Below are 24,388 nucleotides of genomic sequence, written 5' to 3'. Positions count from 1 at the left end.
AAAGTTGTTCCTGATAACAGAAACAACTTTTTAGCATAGAAAGCCTTTTTTTAAAAGGGTACTGTAATCTTTTATTTTTTGTTTTGCCTCCTGTGTTGTTCTTGCTGCCGCTGCATTTCTTCTAATTTTTGTTGGAACCTGGATTTTTTCACAGGTTTTGCTTTGGCCATTTCGATTTGTTTTAAAAGCTTCTCGTCATTGACGAATTTGCGGATAACCCACGTTTGAACAATGGTGATCAAGGTCGCTATGAAGTAATAGTAACTCAATCCGGAGGAGTAGCTGTTAAAGATAAAAAGGAACATAACGGGCATAATGTACATCATCACCTGCATACCTTTCATTTGATCGTTTTGGGGCTGGTTTTTTTGATTCATGACCATATAGATGATGTTTGTGACAGTCATCAGCAAACAAAACAAGCTGACGTGATTCCCGTAGAAGGGAATGTTAAAAGGTAATGTTGCGATGGAATCATAGGAAGCTAAGTCCGTAGCCCATAAAAAGCTTTTTTGTCTCAACTCGATTGCGCCGGGGAAGAAATAGAAAAGAGCGATCAAAATAGGCATTTGTAATAACATGGGTAAACATCCTCCCATAGGATTCACTCCCGCCCGTTTATATAATTTCATCATGGCCTGTTGCCGTTCCATAGCCTTGTCTGCCGGAATCTTTTTATTGATCTCGTCGATTTGGGGTTTCAATACCCTCATCTTGGCTTGTGACATATAGGATTTATAGGTCAACGGGAAAAGAACCAATTTGATGATAAGAGTCAGTAAAAAGATAATTAATCCGTAATTGAGGGTTACGTGTGTTTCCAAAAAGTTGAAAATAGGAATTACCACGTAACGGTTGAACCAAGCGATCCATTTCCAGCCCAAGTCTACTAATTCGGGTAAGTCGATCTCTTTTCCGTATTCCCTTAAAATAGGATAAGAGTTGGGGCCGAAGAAGAAACGCATGTCGTATGCTTCGATAGCCTTGCCGGAATAGGGGAGAGGAATCTCCGCGTAAGCTGTTTTAAGATATCCGGGTGTGTTGTTGATGTTGGAGGATAACATTACGTTAGCGAACGCATCGTCAGCAATAAGTACCGATGAAAAGAACTGTTGCTTGTAAGCGACCCATTTGATTTTGGTCGGCAATTCCGTTTTTTCGTCACTCGAGGGAGAAAGGTGTTCCACGTCGTCGTCGGAGAAGTTGTAATAAACTCCCGTATACCTGTTCTCGAAATCTTTACTTTTTTCTAATTGAGGCATATCAACACCCCAGTATAGAGTCAGAAATGATGTATTTTGCGCGATAACTTCATTTAAGTTGTGCGTGTTGATGTTGAAATTCACCATGTAAGTATCCGGGGCTAATTTGTAAACAAACTCGAGGTATTTGTTATCGTCGATGTAAGCCCTCATGCTTAATACTTGCTCTTGTCGGTCGGCAACCAATTTCTTTTGATCCGTGTTGGGAGTGAAGATCAGCTCTTCCGTGTTGATCTGATGATTTTTTATATAGAAATTTAGCCCCAACGAGCTGGTTTGTGCCTGCCATAAGACCAGAGGTAAAGAATCGTGTGTGCGATATCCTTTTAAATCGACGTAAGTGATTCGTCCTCCTTTACTATCGATGTGGAGTTTGATTTTATTATTTTCCAGGGTAAATTCTTCCGGAGTCAGAGAATCCTGTTTGAATAAAGAAAATGGGGTTTCAGTTTTTGAACTGCTGTCCTGCTGGGAGAGAGCGAAGTCTTCTTTCTGCTGTTTTTCAATAGCTGCTAACCTTTGAGCTTCAACCCTTGCAATGGAATCCCGGATATGCATTTCCCGTAACTCCTCTTTTGACGGGCTCATAAAATAGGAATACCCAACTAATATTAAGGCAATGATAATTAAACCTGAGATTGAATTTTTATCCATAGGGTGATTTTAATTTTAATTTCGATTTCAAATTGATATTTCCAGGTTATTTATATTAAGATAAACAAGCTTTAATGAATGCCACGAATAGAGGATGGGGATTGGTTACCGTACTCTTGTATTCCGGATGGAATTGAGTTCCCACGAACCATTTCAGGGACGGGATCTCGATGATCTCCGTAAGTCCTGTTTCCGGGTTTATGCCTGTGGTGATCATGCCGGCTTTTTCGAACTGTTCGGTAAATTGTCCGTTGAATTCGTATCGGTGTCTATGTCTCTCCTCTATCTCTTTCACTCCATATGCCTCAAATGCTTTCGAGTTTTCTTTCAATACGCATTTGTAAGCTCCTAAACGCATGGTTCCCCCTTTGTTTGTAATCTCTTTTTGAGATTCCATCAGGTCGATTACGGGGTATTTGGTTTTGGGAGACATTTCGACAGAGTCCGCTCCTTCCAAATGGAGAACATTACGGGCGTATTCTATAACTGCCATTTGCATTCCCAAACATATGCCGAAGAACGGGATATTGTTGGTCCGGGCATATTCAATGGCTATTAATTTTCCTGTAATACCCCTGTTACCGAAACCGGGGGCGACCAAAATGCCGTCTACCCCTTTCATGGTCTCTTCTATGTTTTCTTTGGTTAAATTTTCACTATGTACCCATTTTACGTTGACTTTACAGTCATTGACCGCTCCCGCATGTATAAAAGATTCCACGATAGATTTGTAAGCATCGTGCAGTTCAACGTATTTCCCTACCAAAGCGACGGTAATCTGGTGATTGTAGTTTTTGAATTTATATAGAAAACGCTCCCAAGATTCGAGATCCGGTTCGTGTTTCAGTGGTAATCCCAGTTGAGATAATACGATTTCATCTAATTTTTCGTCTCTCATTTTGATGGGCACCTCGTATATCGTGTCTACATCTATGGATTGAATGACGGCTTTCGGGTCTACGTTACAGAAAAGAGCCACTTTTCTCCTGAGATCGCTACTTAACTCGTGTTCCGTGCGTAATACCAAGATATCGGGTTGTACTCCTATTTCCAATAACGATTTTACGGAGTGCTGAGTCGGTTTGGTCTTTAATTCGCCGGATGCCGTTAAGTATGGAACTAATGTCAAGTGAATGAAAACGGATTTTTCTCCTAATTCCCAACGAAGTTGGCGAACGGCCTCGATAAACGGGAGAGATTCGATGTCTCCTACCGTTCCTCCTATTTCGGTAATAACTACGTCGTAATCGCCTTCTGCTCCCAGCAATTTGATATTACGCTTGATCTCATCCGTAATATGAGGAATGATTTGGACCGTTTTCCCTAAATAATCCCCCCGGCGTTCTTTATTAATAACATTTTGATATATTCTTCCGGTGGTTATGTTATTGGCTTGAGAGGTCGGACAGTTGGTGAAACGCTCGTAATGTCCCAGATCGAGGTCCGTTTCGGCTCCATCGTTTGTTACATAACATTCTCCGTGTTCATACGGGTTAAGAGTACCCGGATCGATATTAATGTACGGATCGAGTTTTTGATTCGCCACTTTATAACCTCTCGCTTGTAAAAGCTTTGCTAAAGAAGAAGCAATAATACCTTTTCCTAAAGAGGAGGCCACTCCTCCCGTAACGAAAACATATTTTGTTGACACGATATGTATAGTTTTATAATTATTTTTATTCTTTATTACAAATACCGAAAATCATTGTTACACAGAACTAAACAAAAATTTCCCCGACAAATTAAAACTTAGACGCAAAAGTAAGAAAAAATATAATGTATCGCATAAAAAGAGGCGCTTTTTACAGCGCCTCTATATCATTTGCGTGCATGTCAGATCATGCTGTCTATTACTTTCAACTTCTCGTACATCAGGGATAACTTATGACGGGCAGCTTCTATTTTATTAGAAAATTCTTTGATTAATGTATCCGAGTTGCTTGATTTGGAGAAGAAACCGATGTTGTTTTCCCAAACGTGCAGATCCGTTTCGAGCTGTTTGATTTTGTTCACCAATTTTTCTCTTTCCTGGATGATTTTAGTGTCTTTATCTTCGCTGTTGTCGAACGTATTGACTTTCGACTTGAATTTCTCCAGGTTTTTATCAAATTCATTAATATCAAGTTGATCGAAATGAGAATTCAGCAAATTTCTGAATTCAGCCTGTATGGCATCTTTCTCTTTTATGGGAACGAAGCCGATTTCCACCCAACGGGCCTGGAAATTTTTAAGGGTTTCGATATTTGCTTCATTATTGTCACTTAACGTGAAGTTGCGAACTTCTTCTATCAACGCTTTTTTCATCTCCAGATTTTTTTGCTGGTCGGAGTCTAAATTCTTTAAATGAGCGTTTTTATTGTTGAAGAAAAAGTCGCAGGCCGTTCTGAAGCGATTCCATACTTTGTTCGAGTATTTCTTGGGTGCGGGACCTATTTTTTTCCATTCCCGTTGATAAGCAATGATTTTATCGGTTGTAGTCCTCCATTCCGTGCTGTCCTGGATAGCTTCGACTTTTTCGCACAGAGCGATTTTTAGTTCCAGATTCTTCTGTTGAACTTCCTGGGTCTGTTGATAAAATCTGCGTTTCTTTTCAAAAAAGGCATCACAAGCTGTTCTGAAACGTTTATAGATTTTGTTTCTCTCTTTTTGAGGAATGGTTCCCGAATGTCTCCACTCCTCTTGCAATTCGAGAATTGCTTTCGTCGCATCATTCCAAGAGGATAAATTATTGTATTCTCCCATTGAAATATTTTCAGCCTTGATACATATTTCCTCTTTGATTTTCAGGTTGTTTTCCTGTTCTTTCTTTAAAGACTCGAAAAAGTTGTGATAGGCATCGTTTATTTTATTGGTAGCCTCTTTGAATCGATCCCAGATGGTCTCTTTTTGATCATTGGGGACGGGACCTATTTCCTTCCATTGCTGGTGGAGCTGTTGTAATTGTTTGAATGCGTTTCCTATATTATTCTCTTCGAGCAACTTCTCTGCTTGTTCGCATAAATTGATCTTGCTGTCCAAGTTCTTTTTGAGATCCAGATCCCTGAGTTCTTTGTTGATTTTTATGTAGTTGTAGAAATTCTCCACGTGCAGATGATAGGTCTCCAATAAGTCATTTACATTGGCTTGAGGGACCATCCCCGTGTTTCTCCATTTTTCCTGTAAAGATCTGAATTCTTGAAATGTTTTATTCAATGACTCTTCTTTTTGGACCAATTCCTTTAATTCTTCAATGATTTGAAGTTTGATTTTCAGATTCTCCTCTTTCTCCTCTTCCGTTTTTTTGTAGTATGCCGTTTTCTTTTCCCGGTATTGTCGGTATACACCGTAGAAACGTTCTTTAGAGTCATTCGGGTAATTGAATTCTTCGACGGGATGTCCTGCCTGAACAAATTCATTCCGAGCTTTTTCTTGCTCTTTTTCGTATTGCGTTTCGAATATCTGGGGAAGAGTTTCTAAAACTTTCAACTGGTATACGGGAAAGTTCGTGATCAGTTCTTTGGCATGGGAAATGATCTCTTCGGTGTTAAAACTGGAAAAATCCCATACCGGCGGTTCCTTTACGGTGATTTTCTCTATCGGTGCGGGTTGCCCCTGAACTGAAACCTCGTTTTCTGTTTCGATGTTCGAAGTTTCCGGGGATACGTTATTGTTAACGTTTAATTCCTCGGATTGTTGTAAGTTATCTTGCTCCATATCTATTCGTGTTTTTAACGCATTCAACTCACGAAAATAATTATTAATTCTGAGAATCACAATTAATAATTGAAAATTGAACGTGAGAAGTTTAAAAATAGGGTAAGATTTGAATGCAGGATAAGGTATTTCCGAAATAGGGACGCATCATAAATTCTTTTTTGGAATTCATGTCGAAAGGATTTATCTTTGGCAAGTAATAAAATGCAGCCATGTTTTCATATATCCTGTATGGTATCCTTTGGATCATGAGTTTTTTACCTTTTCCTATTTTGTATCTGATTGCGGATATGAATTACGGATTGCTTTATTATGTTTTTCATTACAGGCGTTCCGTGGTCAGGAAAAACCTTTGTCGTTCTTTTCCGGAGAAAACCGAAAAAGAGATCAGACAGATAGAACGGAAATTTTATAGACACTTGTCGGACCTGTCCATAGAGTTGTATAAATTATGGCATATGTCGGAAAAAACGATCCGGAAACGGTGTGTATTTCGCCATACCTCTGTTCCTCGGAAGTATTTTCAGGAAGGTCGTAGTGTTATCGGTGTTTTGGGACATTACGGAAATTGGGAGTGGATGTCCTCGTATAGTTTATGGAGTGATGGCGTCGATTTTTTGCCTTTGTATAAACCGATTCATGATCCGATCATGAACAAAATGACCCTTCGGATCCGTTCTCATTTTGGCGCCAAGCCGATTCCCAGAGAGGACGTTTTGCGGGTAATTAATCGTTATCGTTCGGAGAAACGTCTGTTTTTGGCTGGTTTTATAGGTGATCAGACGCCTAATCGACGTAATTTGAATTTTTGGATGAACTTTTTAAATCAGGATACTCCTATTTTATTAGGGACGGAAAAGATTGCCCGAAAGTATGATTTTCCGGTTGTTTCCGTGCATATGAGGAAGATTAAACGGGGATATTACGAGGTCGATTTTGTCGATTTGTGTAGTCATCCGGCGAATTTGGCTCCCGGTGAATTGACCGAGATGCATACTCGTTTGTTGGAATCTTTTATTCGGGAGACACCTGAGTATTGGCTTTGGTCGCATAGGAGATGGAAGCATACGAGGCCTGAAGGTACGGGGGAAGACAAACGGGATTCGGGACGGATGCGTTAATAACGGATGAAGATCAATGGATTTTAAAACATGTCGGATGTATAAGGTCGCAGTTATCATATTGAACTGGAACGGGGAAAAATTATTGCGGGAATTTCTTCCTTCCGTTATTCGTAATACTGACGTGGCGCTGGGAGAGATCATCGTTGCGGATAATTGTTCGACCGACGCTTCCGTGGAGTTCTTGAAACGGGAGTTCCCTCGGGTGAAACGGATTTTGTTGGATCGTAATTATGGTTTCGCTGGGGGATATAACCGGGTCATCGAAAAGGTAGAGTCGGAATACGTCGTTCTATTGAATAGTGACGTGGCGGTTACAGAAGGATGGTTAGAGCCTTTGATTGACTTGTTGGATAAAGAACCGAATGTGGTCGGTGTTCAACCGAAAATTCGTTCCTATCGCCAAAAAAATCGGTTTGAATATGCCGGGGCTTGTGGCGGTTTTATCGATTGGTTAGGGTTTCCGTTTTGTCGGGGCCGTATATTGGATAGTGTAGAAGCTGATACCGGACAATACGATGAGGTAATGGAGGTTTTTTGGGCCACGGGTGCCGCTTTGTGCATTCGGCGGCAAGAGTATTTGGATGCAGGCGGATTGGACGAAACGTTCTTTGCCCATATGGAAGAGATCGATCTTTGCTGGCGTTTGAAAAACAAAGGATATCAGTTGAAAGTGATTCCAGATTCTGTCGTTTTTCATTTAGGCGGAGGGTCCTTACCTATGAATCATCCCCGGAAATTGTTCCTGAATTACCGCAATAATTTATTAATGCTGTATAAGAATCTGGGAAGCGGGCATAGATTAAAGGTTTTTACCGTTCGTTTTCTGTTCGATCTATTGGCTGCTTTTCTTTTTTTATTAAAAGGAGAATTCGCCAATGCCCGGTCGGTGTATCGGGCTTATATCGCTTACTATGGACTAAAATCGAAATATGTTCCGGAAGGAAAAAATGTAGTTTGTAAAGGCGTATACGGGAAAAGTATCGTGATAGGCTACTTCTTGTTCGGGAAAAAGAAATTTTCGGATTTGAGATTAAAATAATCGGGAGATATAATAAACCTTCGAAGGTATCTGTTGTCTCAAATAAAAAAGCATATAGATAATATAGTGTAGATTAATGAGTGATGAAGAGATAATAGAATTGTTCCATTCCGAACGTGGAGAGGATCAGGCATTTCGGATGCTGATAAAAGAGTACGGGGAAAGACTGTATTGGCATATCCGGAAAATCGTGATCAACCATGAGGATAGCAATGATATTTTGCAAAATGTTTTTGTGAAAATCTGGAAAGGGATTGAGGAATTTCGTTACGAAGCTAAATTATTTACATGGATGTATAAGGTGGCTACCAATGAAGCGATTAATTTTTTAAATGAAAAACGAAGAAAGCCTTACGGGAATTCCGAAGAGATAACAGTAATGCTGGAAAATCGGTTGGAAAGCGATCCTTATTTTGACGGAGATAATATACAACGGGAATTGCAGAAAGCCGTTTTAAGGTTGTCGGAACGCCAGCGCATGATCTTTAATATGAAATATTATGATGATATGAAGTATGAAGACATGGCAGAGATTTTGAATGTTGCTGTCGGGACATTGAAAGCGACCTACCATATGGCGGTAAAGAAAATAGAAGAGAGTCTGAAAATTTCAGATACATTGCAGGAATTTGAATATTGAAACGACTTAAAATGAACGATCATGGATGATTTGAATGATAAATATAAGAAAAAGAATCCTTTTGCGGTTCCGGAGGGATACTTCGATTCGTTGGAATCCCGGATCATGGATCGGGTGGAGGAAGCGAAGCATCCGGTGAAAACGAGTTATATACAGATGGTAAAACCCTACTTGGGGTTGACGGCAACATTCCTGTTTGCCATTTTCGTTGTCCAATGGATTTTTCCTCGTTTTGTGGATGAAAATAAAAGGTTGCTGAGGGAGGGGAACAGCATTGTAAAGACCGATGAAAGCGGTTTGCACGAAACCGAATTGGACGAAGATTTTAATCCGACCCAGGAAGAAATTATAGAGTATTTGGCACAAGAGGTGGATATGGGTAAATATTTTTTTGACGGTATCAGATTGAGTAACTAAAGAGAATGTTTATGAAAAAAGTAGGTTTGATTATAGGAATGTTGGGAATTACGTTCTCACTTTTTGCGCAAGGAAAATTAAGTGAGGAGAAAAGAAAGGAGTTCGAGGCTCAGAAAGTGGCTTTTTTTACTCAAGAGATGAACCTGACTCCGGAAGAGGCCGTTAAGTTTTGGCCTTTGTATAACGAGATGCAAAAGAAAATTCGAGAAGCGGGAAATGTCATTCGTGATTTGGCAACGAAGTTTTCCGGGGACATAACGGAAAAAGAGGCACAAACCAATATCGAAACGATCTTGAAAGCGGAAGAGCGAATGCAAAGCCTTAAAAGGGACTATTATCAGAAAATCGTAAAAGAGCTATCTGCCCGTAAATTGTGGTTAATGATGGAAGCAGAGCGGAAATTCCATCGTCAGTTGTGGAAAAAGTTGGGAAAATGTCCGGGGAATAAACCGGAAAAAACGACTATGAAGTGAAATATTTAGCGATTAAATCGAAAAATATATAAAAAAGTCCCGTAAAAACTTGCGGGAACGGTAAAAAACGCTACTTTTGTCTCCGCAAATGGAGAGATGGGTGAGTGGCTGAAACCAACAGTTTGCTAAACTGTCGTACGGGATTACTGTACCGGGGGTTCGAATCCCCCTCTCTCCGCCACTGATTTTGAAATCGAATCTTAAGTAATTAAGGTTTCTATCCGGAAAGGTTAGGGAACAATCCTCAGGGGATTTTATTTAGGGGCTACCCAAAATTGATTCGGGGCGTAGCGCAGTCCGGTAGCGCATCTGCTTTGGGAGCAGAGGGTCGCAGGTTCGAATCCTGTCACCCCGACAGTTGAAAAACAGGCAGTTGCATGTAAATGTGGCTGCTTTTTTTATTGAAAAACGATGGTTTATTCCCTTTTTTTTACGCGTTTTTATTGATTATAGGACGATTTTTTGCAAATCTTTTGTAAAAAAGAGAGTGTTTCTTCAAATGTACAGGCGATTTTTCTATTATTTTTATAGATATATAAGTTGTATATAATGTAATGCTTAATTGCATATATTTTCAGGATTTGTTGACTCTATAAGAGGTGATAATTGGTATTTCCATTTGAATGTATTGAAATTCGGATATAATTTTTAACTTTGATGCATGTTTGTTAATGGAAATTGATATGAGTGTTTTTTCAAGGAAAAGGAGTAGAGATTTTAGATTATTCGTGGGGCGTGTTATGTTGCTGTCGGTTACTGTGTTTTTGTCCGTCAGCGAGCTAGAGGCCCAAACATGGTATAAAAAGAGAGTCTGGTATGCTCAACAGGATAGTGTCCCCGTTTATGAAGATAAAAAAATCGGCTCTCGTGTTGTAACGTATATCGTGGGTAAAGGTCGTGTGATTGATCTAAGGCTTTCTTACGATAGTAAATGGCTTATTGTACCTAAAAGAAGTGGTTCCCTTGGAGGCTTTATTCCCGTATCTGTCCTGGGAACCTATTTGGAGGGAGTGCGTAATTATGAAGTTGTACTCGATTCTGTCGTGGGGACGGTGGAAGTTGTTTATGGCAGTTGGTATGAAGGTCTTCCGTTGTCTGTTTCCCAAACCTTTTATAAAGGAGATGTCATACGATTGAATCGAGCCTATCCGGATTATTATGCCAATTATTTTAGTGTTTCGCCCGCGGATAAATCTTACGCTTTTTTGGGAAAGATCGATAAAGAAGCGTTGGTTCCCACGGAGGCGGGATCGACCGTAAAATTTACAGTGCCGAAAGAGATGGTAAAAACCATTCGGGAGCATCATAAGAAATATTACAAGGAACTTACTGCCGCTAAGAAAAACGTTGCCGGTACGTCGTGGGATATTCGGAGAATAATGATCGGTATCGTGTTGGGTTTTATCATTATTGTTTGTATTGTCGGTTTCTACTATTTGAATGTGCGGGTTCTTCGACGTTATTTATTTGATCGTTCCAAAAGTAATGTTTCCATTAGTGGGGCAATGATGATAGGATCGGGGGTATTGATGTATATAGCGGGAGAATGTCTGTGGATACTTGCCGACGGATTCCTGGCCTTTGTGTTGGTTGTCATCTGTGTGTTGCTTTTTTTTGCTGCCCTTTATCATACGGAGTCCCGTCTTCAAAGAAGGTGTGCCAAATGTAATATTTACAATGATTTGAGTTTTCTCGGAATGACTAAAGACGGGACCAAATGGGAGTACGATCATCAATCCGACAGTGTAACTACCCATTATTGGGAAGGGGATACCCTTGTAGAAGAAAGGGTAGATCGCAATCAATGGTTCCGTCGCCAATACCAAATATATGCTTTTAATTACAAATGCCGGCAATGCGGTCATACCTGGAAAGTACGTTACAAGGGAGGATTGATTACTTCTGAAAAACGTACGTTGGAGGAGACGGAAGAGACACGTTTTAAATAGATGATTAGATCCTAAATGATTAAAAATAAAAAAAGCACTTACTTTTGTAAGTGCTTTTTCGTGGAGCGGAAAACGGGACTCAAACCCGCGACCCCCAGCTTGGAAGGCTAGTGCTCTATCGACTGAGCTATTTCCGCAAATATAAGTTCCTGTCCCGTGTGAATGGCCTCACTTCGTTCGGCGATCCTGAGAGGGGGGACCTTACTAATTTTTAATAGCGAAAAGCTATGCTTTTCATGTTGATTGAAAAATATTTAACCTTCCAAAAGCGGACTTTTGACGGTAAACTTTTTTCAATCACGGATGCTTTCAGCATCCGCTATTAAAAATTCGTGGGCAGTGATGGATTCGAACCACCGAAGGCTAAGCCAGCTGAGTTACAGTCAGCCCCATTTGGCCACTCTGGTAACTGCCCTTGTTCAAAGAACGTTTGCTTGTCGTTAGCGGGTACAAAGATAAGTAGTTTTTCGGATAATCCAAATGAATAAAAGGAAAAATTACAAATGGACGATCATGAAATGTTTCCGAATGGATGGTTTTACGGGGCTTGTAAATGTCGGGATGTCATGTTATTTATTGTAGAGGAGAATAGAAGAGCCGCCCGGAATGTCGGACGGCGTATGCACCTTTTCGTCAATTATGAGTTTATTTTCGGGGACGATAGGTTATATCGAAATGTTCTTCTCCGTCAAAACCTTTATACCGTACGCGAAGCTGGACGGAGTCGCCCGTCTCGTTGAAAATCTTGTTTAAGGGAAATGCAACGGCGCTATTGAGTTTATAACAATCCGGATCGTTATTGGCATTGTGATGAAATTCTAACAGTACTTTCCCGTCTTCCGTCAATCCCTGATGTTGCGTTAAGTTGATCAGGTGTTGCACAAGCCCTCCGGCGAAGAAAAATTCGATCGTGAGAAAATCTTGAGCGATCCAATAATCGTTCACGATAACGGGATCATTTCCTAAGCTATCTAAAATCTCTTCCGAATAGGGAAGTATATTTTTGGTTAAAATCCGTTCAATTCCATTGATCCTTACATAATAATCAAATTTGCTGCCGGGTATCGCATCCTGAAGAATAGTGAAATCAACCAATAAACGCGTGCTGTCCTGTAAGTTTTGGGTCGGAACATCGGAGTAGGACGGATATATAACAGAACCGTTATCCAATTTTACGGTATAGCTATCCTCGGCTGATTTATGGATAACTCCATAACTAATCGAAAACTTGCTCAGGCTGTACCCATCGTCATCACAAGAAGCAACGACGAGAACGGCAATGATAAATAGTACGGTCAGACGTAATATTCTTTCGATTTTCATATCCTGTTTACTTGTCGGTTTATTCTGTTTTCTGTTTAATAGATGAGTGGGGAAATAAAAGGTTGCGTGTGAAAATCTTAAATTATAAAAAGGAAGTCTGAAAAATCAAAACTTCCTTTTTGCTTCGAGGCGCATACGTGGGATTCAGAAGAGTTTTTTCCGTAAGGAGAAGAGGAATTCCAAACCTCCTTCTTTTCTGTTTTTGGCGGATATTTCTCCTTTATGGAATAACACGGCGTTCTTTACGATAGAAAGTCCTAAGCCCGATCCTCCCGTTTGGCGGCTTCTTCCTTCGCATACGCGGTAGAAACGTTCGAAGAGTCTGTGCAAGTGCATTTCGTCGACTCCTTGTCCTGTGTCATAATAAGAGAAATAACAAAATTCCTGATCGTTTGTATAGTTATCGATAACAATGATAATGTGATCTCCCGCGTAGTTGATGGAGTTGTCCATTAAGTTACGGAATATGGCGTAAATCAAGGTTTTGTTTCCTTCGATAAACAAATCTTCTTTGATATGGTTTTGTACGGTGATACTATGGGAGGTAAGTGCATCGTTCAGGTCTGCGATAACCTCTTGTACGGTCGTGTATACGTTAACTTCTTCTTTTTGGAAAAGCTCCGAAGCTTCTTCCGTTTTGGTGATTAAAGCGATATCCCGGATCAGGTCGGAAAGCCTGACGACTTGGGAATAGGTTCGCTCCAGGAAGAAATGTTGTTTGTCGGGAGTAATGTCCGGTTGTTCCAATAGGGTTTCGATATAGCCCCGAATGCTGCTTACGGGAGTTTTCAGTTCGTGTGCGATATTATTTGTCATCTCCTGTTTGAGTAATCTGTTTTTTTCATTGTCGGAGATGTTGTTCAGGGTAATCTCGTAACTGTTATCCGTAAACAAAAGTAATTTGAGGGCAAAATGTTTTCCTCCTTTGGAAAGTTTGCATTGAAACACGGGTATGGTATGTGCGTTCGGATTGACAGGTGTGTTGTTCTTTAAGAATTCGTTCAGTTTTATGAAATCGGGTTGCTCCAGAATCCCTTCGAGGCGGAATGTAGGTTCGTCCAATAAGGTGTTCAGGTATTGAATAAAGTGGGTATTGGCGTATATTTTTTCTCCGTTAGCAGCGAATATGGCGATCCCTTCATCCGAGTAATGGAAATGGCGCAGCAGTTTATCCCGTTCGACATTAATTTGGCGGTTACTCTCTTCAAGCAATTGGTAGTTGCGAATGATTTTATTTCCGATCTCTCCGAGTTCCGTATGGGGGAAATGGATATGGTTGTAATCCACCTTGTGATGGTCTGCCGAAACGATGAAATCCTTTAAACCGGAGATGGCTTTTCCAAATCTGTCCGATAGGTAAATGAGGGATATCAGGGCGATGAAAAACAGTAACGTGATGAAATACAGAAAAATATTATCTGTTTTTAGAAAATTCTGAACTTCAATATCATAGGGTAGTGCGACGCGAATAAAAAAATGAGGATACGCTTTTGCATAGTAGTAGTATTCTATGCCCAAGGTGGTCGAGTGGCGAACGGCTGCTCCCGTGGAGTGTATTAACGCAGCCTGGATCTCGGGACGTTGCAAATGGTTTTCGATCTCTTTATCCTGCTCTATGCTATTGTCGAATAATACTTTTCCCGTACGATTAAGCAAGGTTACCCGTAGATTATGGGGAAGAATTTGTAATATATTCTGGATGGAATCGATACGATGATCCCGTACCAGCTGCTTCGTATCGACATATTGGGCAAGAATCGTCGCGTAGTCGTTGAGTGTCGTGCGTAAATTTTCTGTTTTATACGCTTTTTCTCTTTTTTGTTGGAAAAAAATAATTCCTATCGTGAAAATGGAAAATACGACAAAGAAATATAAAAATAATTTTTGTTTATAAGAGAGTTTCATCGAATGATGTTTTTAATGATTTAAATTTCAATACAATACCCATAACCGGAACGGTTCACGATATAGTGTCCTTGTTCCCCGAGTTTTTTTCTCAGGCGGGTGATGTGTACATCTACCGTGCGCTCTAAAACATAACCGTCATCGGCCCATACGTTACGGAGGATAGCTTCCCTCGAAAAGATTCGTCCGGGGGCTTTGGCTAACATATACAATATTTCGAACTCTTTTTTGGTAAGTGGAACAGATTGCTTGTTGACAATAACTTGTTTGGTCACCGCGTTGATAAGAATCTCGCCGATCTCTATCTGTTGTTCCGGGGTAGCGGCCACCCGCTTCAGAACGGCTTTTACCCGTGCGCATACCTCTTTGATGGAAAATGGTTTTGCAATGTAATCGTCTCCGCCGATACTGAACCCGGTAAGCATGTCATTTTCCGTATCCTTGGCTGTAAGGAAAATGATAGGTGTCGTGTTGTGAAGTTCTTTACGAAGCCTTTCCGCCATTTTAAATCCGGAGATTCCCGTCATCATGACATCTAACAAGATCAATTCGTGTTCTTTCGTTAATATTTTTAAGGCCTGTTCCGCTGATTCGGCCGTATCGACCATATAACCCTCGTTTTCCAAGTTGAATTGCAGGATTTCTCGTAAGTCCGCTTCGTCGTCGACGACTAAAATTCGTTTCTTTTCCATAGTTTTATTCGATTGGGAGTTCCGGAGTATCTTCGTTTTTATGTAAATGTTTTGCATTCTTCCCTTCCATTAAATAGATTGCCGCTTCTGCGATATTCGTCGCGTTATCTCCTATCCTTTCTATATTATAGGACATACCGCTTATGGAAAGAGCATCTAACATATCCTGTTCGTTGATCGTCTTACCGACAAAGCAAACCGGAATACCGTGGATGATTTCTTTGTGATGGAAATCCACCCTGTCATCCGTTTGAATGACTTCTTTTGCCAGTTCGGTGTCTTCACAGGTGAAAGCAAAGATAGCATTTTGTGTCATTTTTTTTACTATGGCGAGTTGTTCCCGTATTATTTTTTCATGGGTCAGGAAACATTTGCCGTTTCGATCGGTCTCTTTTAAAAAATCGGCAATGTTGAGAATGAGATCTCCGATTCGTTCCAGATAGGCTGTCATATCGTGGTAGGACATGATCTTTCGGGAATCGGTAGCTCTCGGGGAATAAAGGACGATAGAACGAATCACTTCATCTCTGATTTTTATTTCCATGCCGTCGATGATCGTTTCGTTATGTTCTATTTCCGCGTGTATTTCGGGATTTTTATTATCTACCGTTAGTTGGTTGATATAATCCATTTGAAGGAATACGATTTTGGAGAGTACTTCAAAATCTTCTCTTATTTTTTCTAAATAGTTTTCTCTGATGGTATTCATGTCGTAATGATTAAATGGTCTGACTCTTCTGATTGATTAACCGAATTGCCCGGTGAGATATTCTTCGGTCCGTTTGTCTTGCGGGGCGGTGAACATCTTTTGAGTTTCATCGTACTCGATTAATTCCCCCAAATACATAAACATGGAGTAATCGGAAATTCGGGCAGCCTGCGACATATTGTGAGTAACGATCAGGATCGTAAATTCTTTTTTAAGTTCCAAAAGTAACTCTTCAATCCGGTTGGTGGCGATGGGATCCAATGCGGAAGTCGGTTCGTCCATTAACAAAATTTGCGGTTTTAAAGCCAACGCCCTGGCGATACACAGGCGTTGTTGCTGTCCGCCGGAAAGGAAGGTTCCTTTTTTATAGAGAGCGTCTTTGACCTCTTCCCATAATCCGACATTTTGCAGGCTTTGTTCGACGATCTGATCTTTTTCTTTACGAGGTAAACGAATTCCGTTTAGTTTATAACCGGCAATGACATTATCATATATGCTCATGGTCGGAAATGGATTGGGCCTTTGAAAGACCATACCGGCCATGCGCCTGACTTCCATGGGGTTCGTCTTTAATATGTTTTTCCCGTTTAAAAGGATTTCACCCGTAATGCGGATATCCGGATAGAGTTCGTGCATTCGGTTTATGGCTCGTAAAAGAGTACTTTTCCCGCAGCCGGAGGGCCCCATAATGGCCGTAATCTTTTTTTCTTCGATACGGGCATTCACGCGATTGACGGCGTTTTTGCCGGGGGTGTAGGAGATCGAAACCTCTTGTAGTTGTAATATGGGATTTGCTGTAGATACCATAGGTCGTTATTGATTATATTATTGATTTCTCCATTTATTGGCTATATGTTTGGCTATTAGATTGAGCGATAATATGAGTAATAGGAGGAAAAGCGAGGAACTCCAGATCATATCGATCAGGTTGGGATCGTTATAAAACTCCCAAATTAAAAGGGGAACGGCACTGGTCGGAGCTGTGACATCCCAATTGATGACCGTGCTTCCGAGGGCTGTCAGCATCAATGGAGCTGTTTCTCCCATTACACGGGAAACTGCTAACAATATACCTGTGAACAAACCTCCGAAAGCAGACGGGAGTAGTAGTTTTAAAATTACGCTCGTATAAGAGGCTCCGAGTGCGAGTCCGGCTTCTTTTAACGAACCCGGTAGCATTTTTAATGTCTCTTCGGTGGATCTTATGATCAGGGGGAGCATCATGATGCTTAAAGCGACGCTGCCTGCTAAGGCAGAGTAGCTGCTCAGCGGCTTTACGATCCAACTGTAAGCGATAATACCGATAACGATAGAGGGACTTCCTTGAATCAGGTCGGTAAAGAAGCGGGTAGTGTTTGAAAATAGGGTTCTGGGTTTTTCCGAAAGATGAATTCCGGCCATAATACCAACCGGTATGGCAATAACGGTAGCCATTCCTACCATGAGTAAGGTTCCGGTGATTCCGTTGGCGATACCCCCGGGAATGATTTCTCCCGTGCCTTTGGCGAGCATGGCGTCTAAGGTGCTGGGGGCTGTTTCGGTAAAGAAATTCCAGTTGATCTGTTTGTATCCTTTTTTTATCAATTCCCCGATGATCATAAATAGGGGGATGACGGTCAGGGAGGCTAATGAACAGATGGTATAGAAAAATATCCTGTCTTTGATCGTTCTGTATCTTATGGATGCCATCTTATTAATGAAGTTTTTTGATGATGAGTTTGGCTATCATGTTGATGATAGCGGTAATTAAGAATAGTAATAAGCCGATGGCAATGAGGGAGCTGAGTTTGATTCCGTCGGCCTCCCCGAATTGATTGGCGATGATACTCGCCATCGTGTTTCCCGTGTCTCCCAACGAAAGGGGAACGTTGTTGGTATTTCCGATCAGCATGGTCACGGCCATGGTCTCTCCGAGGGCTCTTCCGAGTGCTAAAATGTAGCTTGCGAAAATACCGGAACCGGCAGCCGGGAACGTGACTGTCCGGATAACGTCATAGCGTGTCGCTCCTAAACTGTATGCCGCTTCTTTCAGTTCGTTGGGGACCATAGCAATAAATTCCCCGCTGAGGGAAGAGGCGTAGGGAATGATCATGATCGCTAATACGATGGAAGAGGTGAGGATACCGAATCCCTGTGAATTGATCCCCCATTCTACCATCAGCGGACGAAGGGTATAAAATCCCCATAGACCGTAGACGATGGAAGGAATCCCCGCTAATAGATCAATGGTGGAGCTGATGAAGACGGCTATTCTTTTGCCTTTGAAATATTCTCCGGTAAAAAGGGCCACGGGCAATGAAAACGGGATGCAGAACAGTAACGCTAAAAATGAAGTAAGCAAGGTTCCTATTATAAAGGATAAAGCTCCGTAAGTTTCGTTGTCTGGATGAGGATTCCAGTCGGCCGTACCGATAAAGTTGAGGAATCCGTAATGATGAAAAGCAGGGAAGGCTCCGCTAACGAGGGAATAGACCATTCCCGCACATATTAAAAGTATGAAAATACAGCAGATGATTAGTAGACGTTTGAATAGATAGTCCGACATATCATTATGTTTAATGTAAGTCTTGTGGCGATAATACATCGCCACAAGATTTTAGTATTACTTCATTGTTTTTCCGTTGAACGTGACGGATTTTAAAAGGGCTTGTGCATTTTTAACGGCAGATGCAGGAAGGGGAGAGTAGTGTACTTTTGTGGTTAAGGCCTGGGCCTCGTCGCTTAGCATCCAGCTCAACAGATCGACGGTGGCTTGTGCTTGTTCTATTTTCCTGTCGTTGTAAGATTGTTCTTTATAGAGAATAATCCAGGTGAAACAACTGATAGGATAGGCATCGACGGCGGGAGAGTTGGTGATCATAGTACGGGTGTCGGCAGGTATATCTCCGGAAGCGGCCGCGGAAATGCTTTCCGTTGTCGGACTGACGTAATTGCCGGCCTTGTTTTGTAATTGGGCCATGGGGATTTTAAGAGAGAAAGCATACTCCGATCCCACGTAACCGATAGACCCTGCTGTTTGAATGATCACTCCGGCTACTCCGGGATTTCCCTTGGCGGCAATGCCTGCCGGCCATTTCAACGATTTGCCGGTTCCTACTTGTTCTTTCCAGTCATTACTGATTTTTGTCAGGTAATCGCTGAATACGAATGTAGTACCGCTACCGTCGGAACGATACACCGGGGTGAGCTCTTTGTCGGGAAGAGCGACTCCCGGGTTAGCGGCTTGTATCCGACGGTCGTTCCATTTCTTGATTTTTCCTAAGTAGATATCGGCAATGATTTCACCCGTAAGTTTCAAATCTTTTACTTCCGGTAGGTTATAAGCCATTACCACGGCTCCCATACAGGTAGGAATATGAATCGTTTCATAAGGCATCTCTTTCAGCTCTTTTTCGGAAAGAAAAGCATCTGTCCCGCCGAAATCTACGATTCTATCTTTTAGACTTCTGATTCCTCCTCCGCTGCCGATTCCTCCGTAGGTGACAGTCGTCCCGTTTTTTTGCTGATAAGTTTTAAATGCCAGGTTATAAAACGGAAGAGGGAAGGTGGCTCCGGCTCCCGTAACCTTTTCTTTTTTGTTTGATGCGGCATCTGCGGGGGTTGCATTGCCGGAGAGCATCGTGGAAATGATAAGAATACTGATGAGTAATAGATTTTTCATGTTTTTCAAATTATGTTTAACACATTCTGTACTTTTTTAGACTTTACAATATTACGTTGATGTTATGACACGTTTGTTACGCGTTTGTTACATTTTTGTTAAGCCTGAACGGAGGAGTCGTTATAGTTTAAATTCGATATTCAAATAGCCGAAGGCCGTTGATTTTCCGGAATAAGGATTCCATGACGTGAAATTGGGAGCGATCTTTAAATATTTGATCGGGGAATACTGAATGCCGGCAAGTATTCTTTGGCCGTCGGCATTGCTCCAGTCGTCTTTGGATGTCAGATTGTCGTATCTTCCGAAGAGGTTGAATTTGGAGGCCAATTTAACAGAGGTATAGATGGAATAACCGGATTGGTCCCGGTCTTTCTTAAATTTCGTGTTATACATTTTGTTGTATTCGGCTCCTAAGGAAAAATGCTCGTGTTTATAACCGGCGAAAAGAGCTAAGTTCTGTTGATCTTTGGTCCCTTCGCCATCGATGTTTTTGTTAGATATGTCAAAATATCCTCTGATCGTTAATGATTTGACCGGATTGAGAGTGACCCCCAAGCCATAGCGGTACTTATTGTCGTTGTTCAGTTTCTTGTACCCCTCTCCGTTGATAAAGGTAATGTCGGCCCGGAGCCAGTCGGTAAATTTGTATTTTCCGATGATTCCCATGTCTGCACTGGATCCGAACTTGTACTCGTCCTGGAAAGATTTCATAATGTAACGGTATCCCCAAAATTTCTCCTGAACATTGAATTGTTCGAGGCCGATCAGACCGAAATCGAGAGTGAGGTCTCCGGTTTTCCAGCTTAACATCGCATTCTTCACGTAAGCGACTCTTTCCAGATCTGAACCCGAAACTTTAGTCGATCCGATATCGAATACCAATTTCCCGCTTAATTTCGGAGATAAGTTGAATTGGTAGCCGAGATAGGAACGGTCCAGTGCGAATCCGGATTCCTTGTTCGCACGCCCTAAGCCCACATGATAGTTTGCAAAAACGGTAACAATCGGTGAACCCGTGATTTTTAATTTGTTTTCTTTTTTTTCTTCTTGTGCAAAACTGCCGATAGATAAAGCAGTTAAAACGATAATAAATAAAATCCTTTTCATTTTGTCTAATTTTAAGGTTCTTTTTTTCGAAAGCGAAAGTAGACTGAAAAGGTTTCTTGAATATTAACGTTTAGTGACGAAATTGTTAAGGATGGTTATTTTCTGAAAAGGGAAAAATTTACACTACCGTATTGCCTATGTTCGAGGAAATGCGGGAAAGAAGAAAAGTCCACCGTTGCGGGGTGTTCTATGACAGCAATGCCGTCGGGGGAAAGTAGGTCGTTATCGAAAATAGCCGCGGGGATCTCTGTGATATTGGGTAGATCATAGGGGGGATCGGCAAAAATAAGTCCGAAATGTTGTCCTTTCAATTTTTTGCAAGCTATAAATGCGTCTGTTTTATATATGGCGATATTTTTGAATCCTAATTGTAGGGCTGTTCTTTTAATGAAAGAGAAGTGATTGTAATTTGCTTCTACAGAAACGATCTTTTCAGCACCGCGGGAAGCTAATTCGTAGCTGATGCTGCCGGTTCCGGAAAATAGGTCTAAGGCTCGAATGTTTTCAATATCGATGTAGTTGTTGAGCACGTTAAACAAATTCTCTTTAGCGAAGTCCGTGGTCGGTCTGGCCTTAAAGTTTTTATCCGGGAATAGTTGTTTCCCTTTGTGTGTACCGCTTATAATCCGCATCTATGAAAGTTTAACAAATGAATGAAATAAGAGTTATTGAATTCCTTATCCTGGAGAAGAGTGTTTAAGATCGGCTCCTGCGGGTAATAGATATGCGGGATATAACTTTCGAGTACCCCTCTGAATTTTTGATCCTTTACGGGTAAACCTGAAATGGAGAGGTGTACGTTGTCTTTTTCCGCACCGGATTCTCTAAGCACATTCAGGATAAAGTAAACGATATCTGTTTGGTGCTGGTAATGAAACGAATTGAAGAGCAGCAATCGGGTATCGCGAAACAAAAGGAGGTCGAAATAGCGGTCCTGAATGTCAACGAATAGTTGCTCCATCTGGCGAAGAGTTTTGGCACTCGCCTGTCTTATGAGATTATAGGCGCTATTGGCTATCTCTATTGCGGGATAATGTTCTCGAAGAAATTGATGAAACTTGTACGGGATACCCTCTACCAAGTAAGCATCGATACGTTCGATATGATGATATATAAGCTCTTCTTCCGGGTTCGTTTCCTGTTGGATCCGGTAGAGTAAACTTAGTGCATCTGTTTGGAAAAAATCGGAAGGGATCAGATTTTTGGCTTTGCTGCAAGGAATGACATAAACCTGTTTGAATTTTAAATTTAGAATGCGGTCGTTGACTATGTAGTTTTCCACTTTTGCCAGGACTGCGTCCGAAGAATCGACTTGAAAAGGCTGGTGAGCGAAAACAACCAACTGGTCTTTTTCGTCATGAACGCAAAATGAAAATCCATCCGTTGCATAACGGATGGATAATATCGATTTTACAGAAGATTCGTAAATATAATTTTTGTCTGTATAATAAACTCCTTGCATGGAATTAAGATTTTACGGATTACTCCCAATTCCCTACGTTATTGTTAGCCTCTTTTACACTTCCTACTTTTAATCCGGGGTATTTATGTAATCTGATTCTTTCACCGTTTTCTTCTAAAACTGCATCTCTGAAATCTTCCATTTTGTCGTCAAAAATAGTCATGTTGGAAGTACTGGCTTCAAAAACAGGGACATCCACGCCTGCTTCTGTCGGAATGATATCCGCTTTTAGAGAAAATTCATATTTTCTGTTGGTGAAGGGAACGTAACGAATGTCGTCGATAGGATAATTTTCTCCGAAGAGCTCCTGTAAGGCGGCTACTCTGATGGTATCACGGATAATAAGGCCTTTTTTCAACGCCTCTTGTTCGGTTATTCCTGCTTCAAGCTGATCGTCTGTCAGTTCGCCGATAGCGCGAACAGTCTTCAGGGAGTCGTGTTTCACAAAATAAATGAGGGTATCGAAACTACCTGTATATCTACCGTAAAGATTCTTATAAGATTCCTGAGCGGTTCTGATATCTTTCAGACGTTGAATGATTCTACTATATCTCTGGTCTTTTAACTTTTGGAATTCCAAAGGATTGTTTACGCTTTCGTAGCATTTGTATGCTAAAAAAATCGCTACAAGAGCTAAAATGACTTGAATAATAATCTTTTTCATTTTTTTTCGTCAGTATATTATTAATACGTTAAACAAGTTAGTTCTTTCTGTTTATGATGACGTTTTTATCTATCTTTGCATAGTTAAAAACGGCACAACACCTACACGATGAATGCGGTAGTGTCCGCAAATATAAGAAAAAAAAGATTCGTAGCCCATTTTTATACATTGAAATTTTGCTATGATTGCAAAACATTTTGAAAACATTGTATTAGAGAAGTTTGGGTTTGATTTTTCCCCGACTCAACAGCAGGCGATGGACTGTTTTCTCTCTTTTTTCTTTTCTCGGGAAGAAGAGAATTTGTTTTTGCTGAAGGGATTTGCCGGTACCGGGAAAACGTCATTGGTTGCCGCGATCGTGAATACGTTATTGCAGTTGAAGTGTCAGGTGGTTTTGTTGGCCCCGACCGGAAGGGCGGCAAAGGTGTTTTCGAGTTATTCGGGGCAGCCTGCTTTTACGATCCATAAAAAGATTTACCGGCAAAAATCAGCCCAGGAAGGAATCGGGTATTTTAATTTGGGATTTAACCCGAATGCCAATACTCTTTTTTTTGTGGATGAGGCTTCTATGATCTCTACCGCTTCTTCGGACAGTAATTTCGGTTCGGGTTCCTTGTTGGATGATTTGTTCGAGTACGTGTATAACGGTCGGAATAATCGCTTGGTTTTGATAGGTGATACGGCACAGTTGCCCCCGATCGGTTCGAGTGTCAGTCCCGCCTTGGAAGCGGAACTGCTGGGCCGTCAGTACGGGGTGAATGTATATGAGGCTCGATTGACCGATATCATGCGGCAATCTGAAGCATCCGGAATATTGTATAACGCAACGCGAGTCCGGGAGATGATAGGTGCTGCGGGAAAATTTTTTTTGCTGAAGGTCGGCGGATTCCCGGATGTCATTCGAATAAGCGGGGGGAATCTGTTGGAGGAGCTGGATAGCTGTTACGGTCGTTACGGGGTGGATGAGACGATGGTTATTTGCCGTTCCAACAAAAGAGCCAACCGGTTTAACGAGGGAATCAGAGCCCGCATCCTTTATCGAGAGGAAGCTTTTACCGGGGGGGACAAGATCATGATCGTGAAGAATAACTATTTTTGGGGTGCGGAGTACGATCATGTCGATTTTATTGCTAACGGCGATATTGCCACCGTGGAACGAATCGGTAAACACAAGGAGTTGTATGGTTTTCATTTTGCGGAGGCTCGTTTGAGTATTTACGGGTACGAGGAGGAGATTACGGCATGGGTTATGCTGGATACGTTGACTTCGGAACAGCCTGCCTTGAGTTATGAAGAGCATAAACGGTTATACGCGGCGATAGAAGAAGATTATATGAATGATATCCCTTCCAAGCAAAAACGTTTTAAGAAGATTCGTGAAAATGAATTTTTTAATGCCTTGCAAATTAAATTCGCCTATGCGGTGACAGGGCACAAAGCGCAAGGAGGGCAATGGGATGCCGTGTTTGTCGATCCGGGGTGGATAACGGACGAATTGCCCGACGACGAGTATTGGCGCTGGCTCTATACGGCTATCACGAGGGCAAGGCAAAAAGTTTTCCTGATCAATTTTAGGGACGATTGGTTCGAGACAAGAGGATAAATGGGGGTGAA

The 24,388-nt window shown here is 41.4% G+C and carries 22 protein-coding genes and 4 tRNA genes; 9 read left to right on the top strand and 17 right to left on the bottom strand.

The genetic code is table 11. The features are described 5' to 3' along the window. Positions 1–71 precede the first annotated feature (71 nt). From yidC to DMB45_RS10830, 3 genes are all read right to left on the bottom strand, one after another. Positions 72–1,916, bottom strand: coding sequence for a membrane protein insertase YidC (yidC, locus tag DMB45_RS10840; RefSeq protein ID WP_041504157.1), 1,845 nt, complete (start codon positions 1,914–1,916; stop codon positions 72–74). Positions 1,917–1,971: 55 nt separating this feature from the next. After that, positions 1,972–3,567: a CTP synthase gene (locus DMB45_RS10835; protein ID WP_041504158.1), complete on the bottom strand. Its 1,596-nt coding sequence runs from the start codon at positions 3,565–3,567 to the stop codon at positions 1,972–1,974. A 182-nt stretch (positions 3,568–3,749) separates the two neighbouring features. Then, on the bottom strand, positions 3,750–5,609 hold the full coding sequence (locus DMB45_RS10830) for a DUF349 domain-containing protein (protein WP_041504159.1): 1,860 nt from the start codon (positions 5,607–5,609) through the stop codon (positions 3,750–3,752). A gap of 212 nt (positions 5,610–5,821) precedes the next feature. Here DMB45_RS10830 and DMB45_RS10825 point away from each other — a divergent pair, with 212 nt between their 5' ends. The 8 genes from DMB45_RS10825 (at position 5,822) to DMB45_RS10790 (ending at position 11,251) form a co-directional block, all read left to right on the top strand. After that, positions 5,822–6,730 (top strand): lysophospholipid acyltransferase family protein, encoded by a 909-nt coding sequence (locus DMB45_RS10825; protein ID WP_052634783.1) that lies wholly within the window; start codon positions 5,822–5,824, stop codon positions 6,728–6,730. Between the two features lie 37 nt (positions 6,731–6,767). Next, positions 6,768–7,772: a glycosyltransferase family 2 protein gene (locus tag DMB45_RS10820; RefSeq protein WP_110688782.1), complete on the top strand. Its 1,005-nt coding sequence runs from the start codon at positions 6,768–6,770 to the stop codon at positions 7,770–7,772. Between the two features lie 76 nt (positions 7,773–7,848). Further along, a complete protein-coding gene (locus DMB45_RS10815; protein ID WP_110688766.1) occupies positions 7,849–8,412 on the top strand; it encodes an RNA polymerase sigma factor in 564 nt (187 codons plus the stop codon). A gap of 21 nt (positions 8,413–8,433) precedes the next feature. Next, entirely contained in the window at positions 8,434–8,829 is a 396-nt protein-coding gene (locus tag DMB45_RS10810) for a hypothetical protein (protein ID WP_041504162.1), read from the top strand. Between the two features lie 11 nt (positions 8,830–8,840). Further along, entirely contained in the window at positions 8,841–9,302 is a 462-nt protein-coding gene (locus DMB45_RS10805; protein WP_052634785.1) for a hypothetical protein, read from the top strand. A gap of 90 nt (positions 9,303–9,392) precedes the next feature. Beyond that, a tRNA-Ser gene (locus DMB45_RS10800) sits at positions 9,393–9,483 on the top strand. A 100-nt stretch (positions 9,484–9,583) separates the two neighbouring features. Further along, positions 9,584–9,657, top strand: a tRNA-Pro gene (locus tag DMB45_RS10795). A gap of 328 nt (positions 9,658–9,985) precedes the next feature. After that, positions 9,986–11,251 (top strand): hypothetical protein, encoded by a 1,266-nt coding sequence (locus DMB45_RS10790; protein WP_146216440.1) that lies wholly within the window; start codon positions 9,986–9,988, stop codon positions 11,249–11,251. Between the two features lie 61 nt (positions 11,252–11,312). Here DMB45_RS10790 and DMB45_RS10785 read toward each other — a convergent pair. The 14 genes from DMB45_RS10785 to DMB45_RS10720 form a co-directional block, all read right to left on the bottom strand. After that, positions 11,313–11,388, bottom strand: a tRNA-Gly gene (locus DMB45_RS10785). A gap of 196 nt (positions 11,389–11,584) precedes the next feature. Then, positions 11,585–11,666 (bottom strand) — tRNA-Tyr (locus DMB45_RS10780). A 230-nt stretch (positions 11,667–11,896) separates the two neighbouring features. Beyond that, positions 11,897–12,574 carry a NigD1/NigD2 family lipoprotein gene (locus tag DMB45_RS10775; RefSeq protein WP_041504164.1) on the bottom strand — a complete coding sequence of 226 codons (678 nt, stop codon included), beginning with the start codon at positions 12,572–12,574 and terminating at the stop codon, positions 11,897–11,899. A 144-nt stretch (positions 12,575–12,718) separates the two neighbouring features. Further along, positions 12,719–14,479 carry a sensor histidine kinase gene (locus tag DMB45_RS10770; protein ID WP_041504165.1) on the bottom strand — a complete coding sequence of 587 codons (1,761 nt, stop codon included), beginning with the start codon at positions 14,477–14,479 and terminating at the stop codon, positions 12,719–12,721. Positions 14,480–14,499: 20 nt separating this feature from the next. Beyond that, positions 14,500–15,171 carry a response regulator transcription factor gene (locus tag DMB45_RS10765; protein WP_041504166.1) on the bottom strand — a complete coding sequence of 224 codons (672 nt, stop codon included), beginning with the start codon at positions 15,169–15,171 and terminating at the stop codon, positions 14,500–14,502. Positions 15,172–15,175: 4 nt separating this feature from the next. Beyond that, a complete protein-coding gene (locus DMB45_RS10760) occupies positions 15,176–15,880 on the bottom strand; it encodes a phosphate signaling complex PhoU family protein (RefSeq protein ID WP_041504167.1) in 705 nt (234 codons plus the stop codon). A 36-nt stretch (positions 15,881–15,916) separates the two neighbouring features. Next, positions 15,917–16,687, bottom strand: coding sequence for a phosphate ABC transporter ATP-binding protein PstB (pstB, locus tag DMB45_RS10755; RefSeq protein ID WP_041504168.1), 771 nt, complete (start codon positions 16,685–16,687; stop codon positions 15,917–15,919). An 18-nt stretch (positions 16,688–16,705) separates the two neighbouring features. After that, complete coding sequence (gene pstA / locus DMB45_RS10750) at positions 16,706–17,569, bottom strand: phosphate ABC transporter permease PstA (RefSeq protein ID WP_041504169.1); 864 nt, start codon at positions 17,567–17,569, stop codon at positions 16,706–16,708. 4 nt (positions 17,570–17,573) lie between these two features. After that, complete coding sequence (gene pstC / locus DMB45_RS10745) at positions 17,574–18,425, bottom strand: phosphate ABC transporter permease subunit PstC (protein ID WP_041504170.1); 852 nt, start codon at positions 18,423–18,425, stop codon at positions 17,574–17,576. 57 nt (positions 18,426–18,482) lie between these two features. Beyond that, complete coding sequence (pstS, locus tag DMB45_RS10740) at positions 18,483–19,499, bottom strand: phosphate ABC transporter substrate-binding protein PstS (protein ID WP_235375111.1); 1,017 nt, start codon at positions 19,497–19,499, stop codon at positions 18,483–18,485. 162 nt (positions 19,500–19,661) lie between these two features. Then, positions 19,662–20,648 (bottom strand): hypothetical protein, encoded by a 987-nt coding sequence (locus DMB45_RS10735; protein WP_041504172.1) that lies wholly within the window; start codon positions 20,646–20,648, stop codon positions 19,662–19,664. Between the two features lie 95 nt (positions 20,649–20,743). Further along, entirely contained in the window at positions 20,744–21,280 is a 537-nt protein-coding gene (locus DMB45_RS10730; protein ID WP_041504173.1) for an RsmD family RNA methyltransferase, read from the bottom strand. Beyond that, a complete protein-coding gene (locus DMB45_RS10725; RefSeq protein ID WP_041504174.1) occupies positions 21,268–22,110 on the bottom strand; it encodes a DUF3822 family protein in 843 nt (280 codons plus the stop codon). Before DMB45_RS10725 ends, DMB45_RS10730 begins: the two co-directional genes overlap by 13 nt. A gap of 19 nt (positions 22,111–22,129) precedes the next feature. Next, the gene (locus tag DMB45_RS10720; RefSeq protein WP_041504175.1) at positions 22,130–22,774 is read right to left on the bottom strand and encodes a hypothetical protein; all 645 of its coding nucleotides are present in this window, start codon (positions 22,772–22,774) and stop codon (positions 22,130–22,132) included. Between the two features lie 181 nt (positions 22,775–22,955). Between DMB45_RS10720 and DMB45_RS10715 the strand changes: the two genes are divergently transcribed. Next, entirely contained in the window at positions 22,956–24,377 is a 1,422-nt protein-coding gene (locus DMB45_RS10715; protein ID WP_041504176.1) for an ATP-dependent DNA helicase, read from the top strand. Positions 24,378–24,388 lie beyond the last annotated feature (11 nt).

Source organism: Sanguibacteroides justesenii (assembly GCF_003204205.1).
Classification (GTDB): Bacteria; Bacteroidota; Bacteroidia; order Bacteroidales; family Marinifilaceae; genus Gabonibacter; species Gabonibacter massiliensis.
The sequence above is the reverse complement of the archived record's forward strand: the minus strand, read 5'-3'. Positions and strand labels throughout refer to the sequence as shown.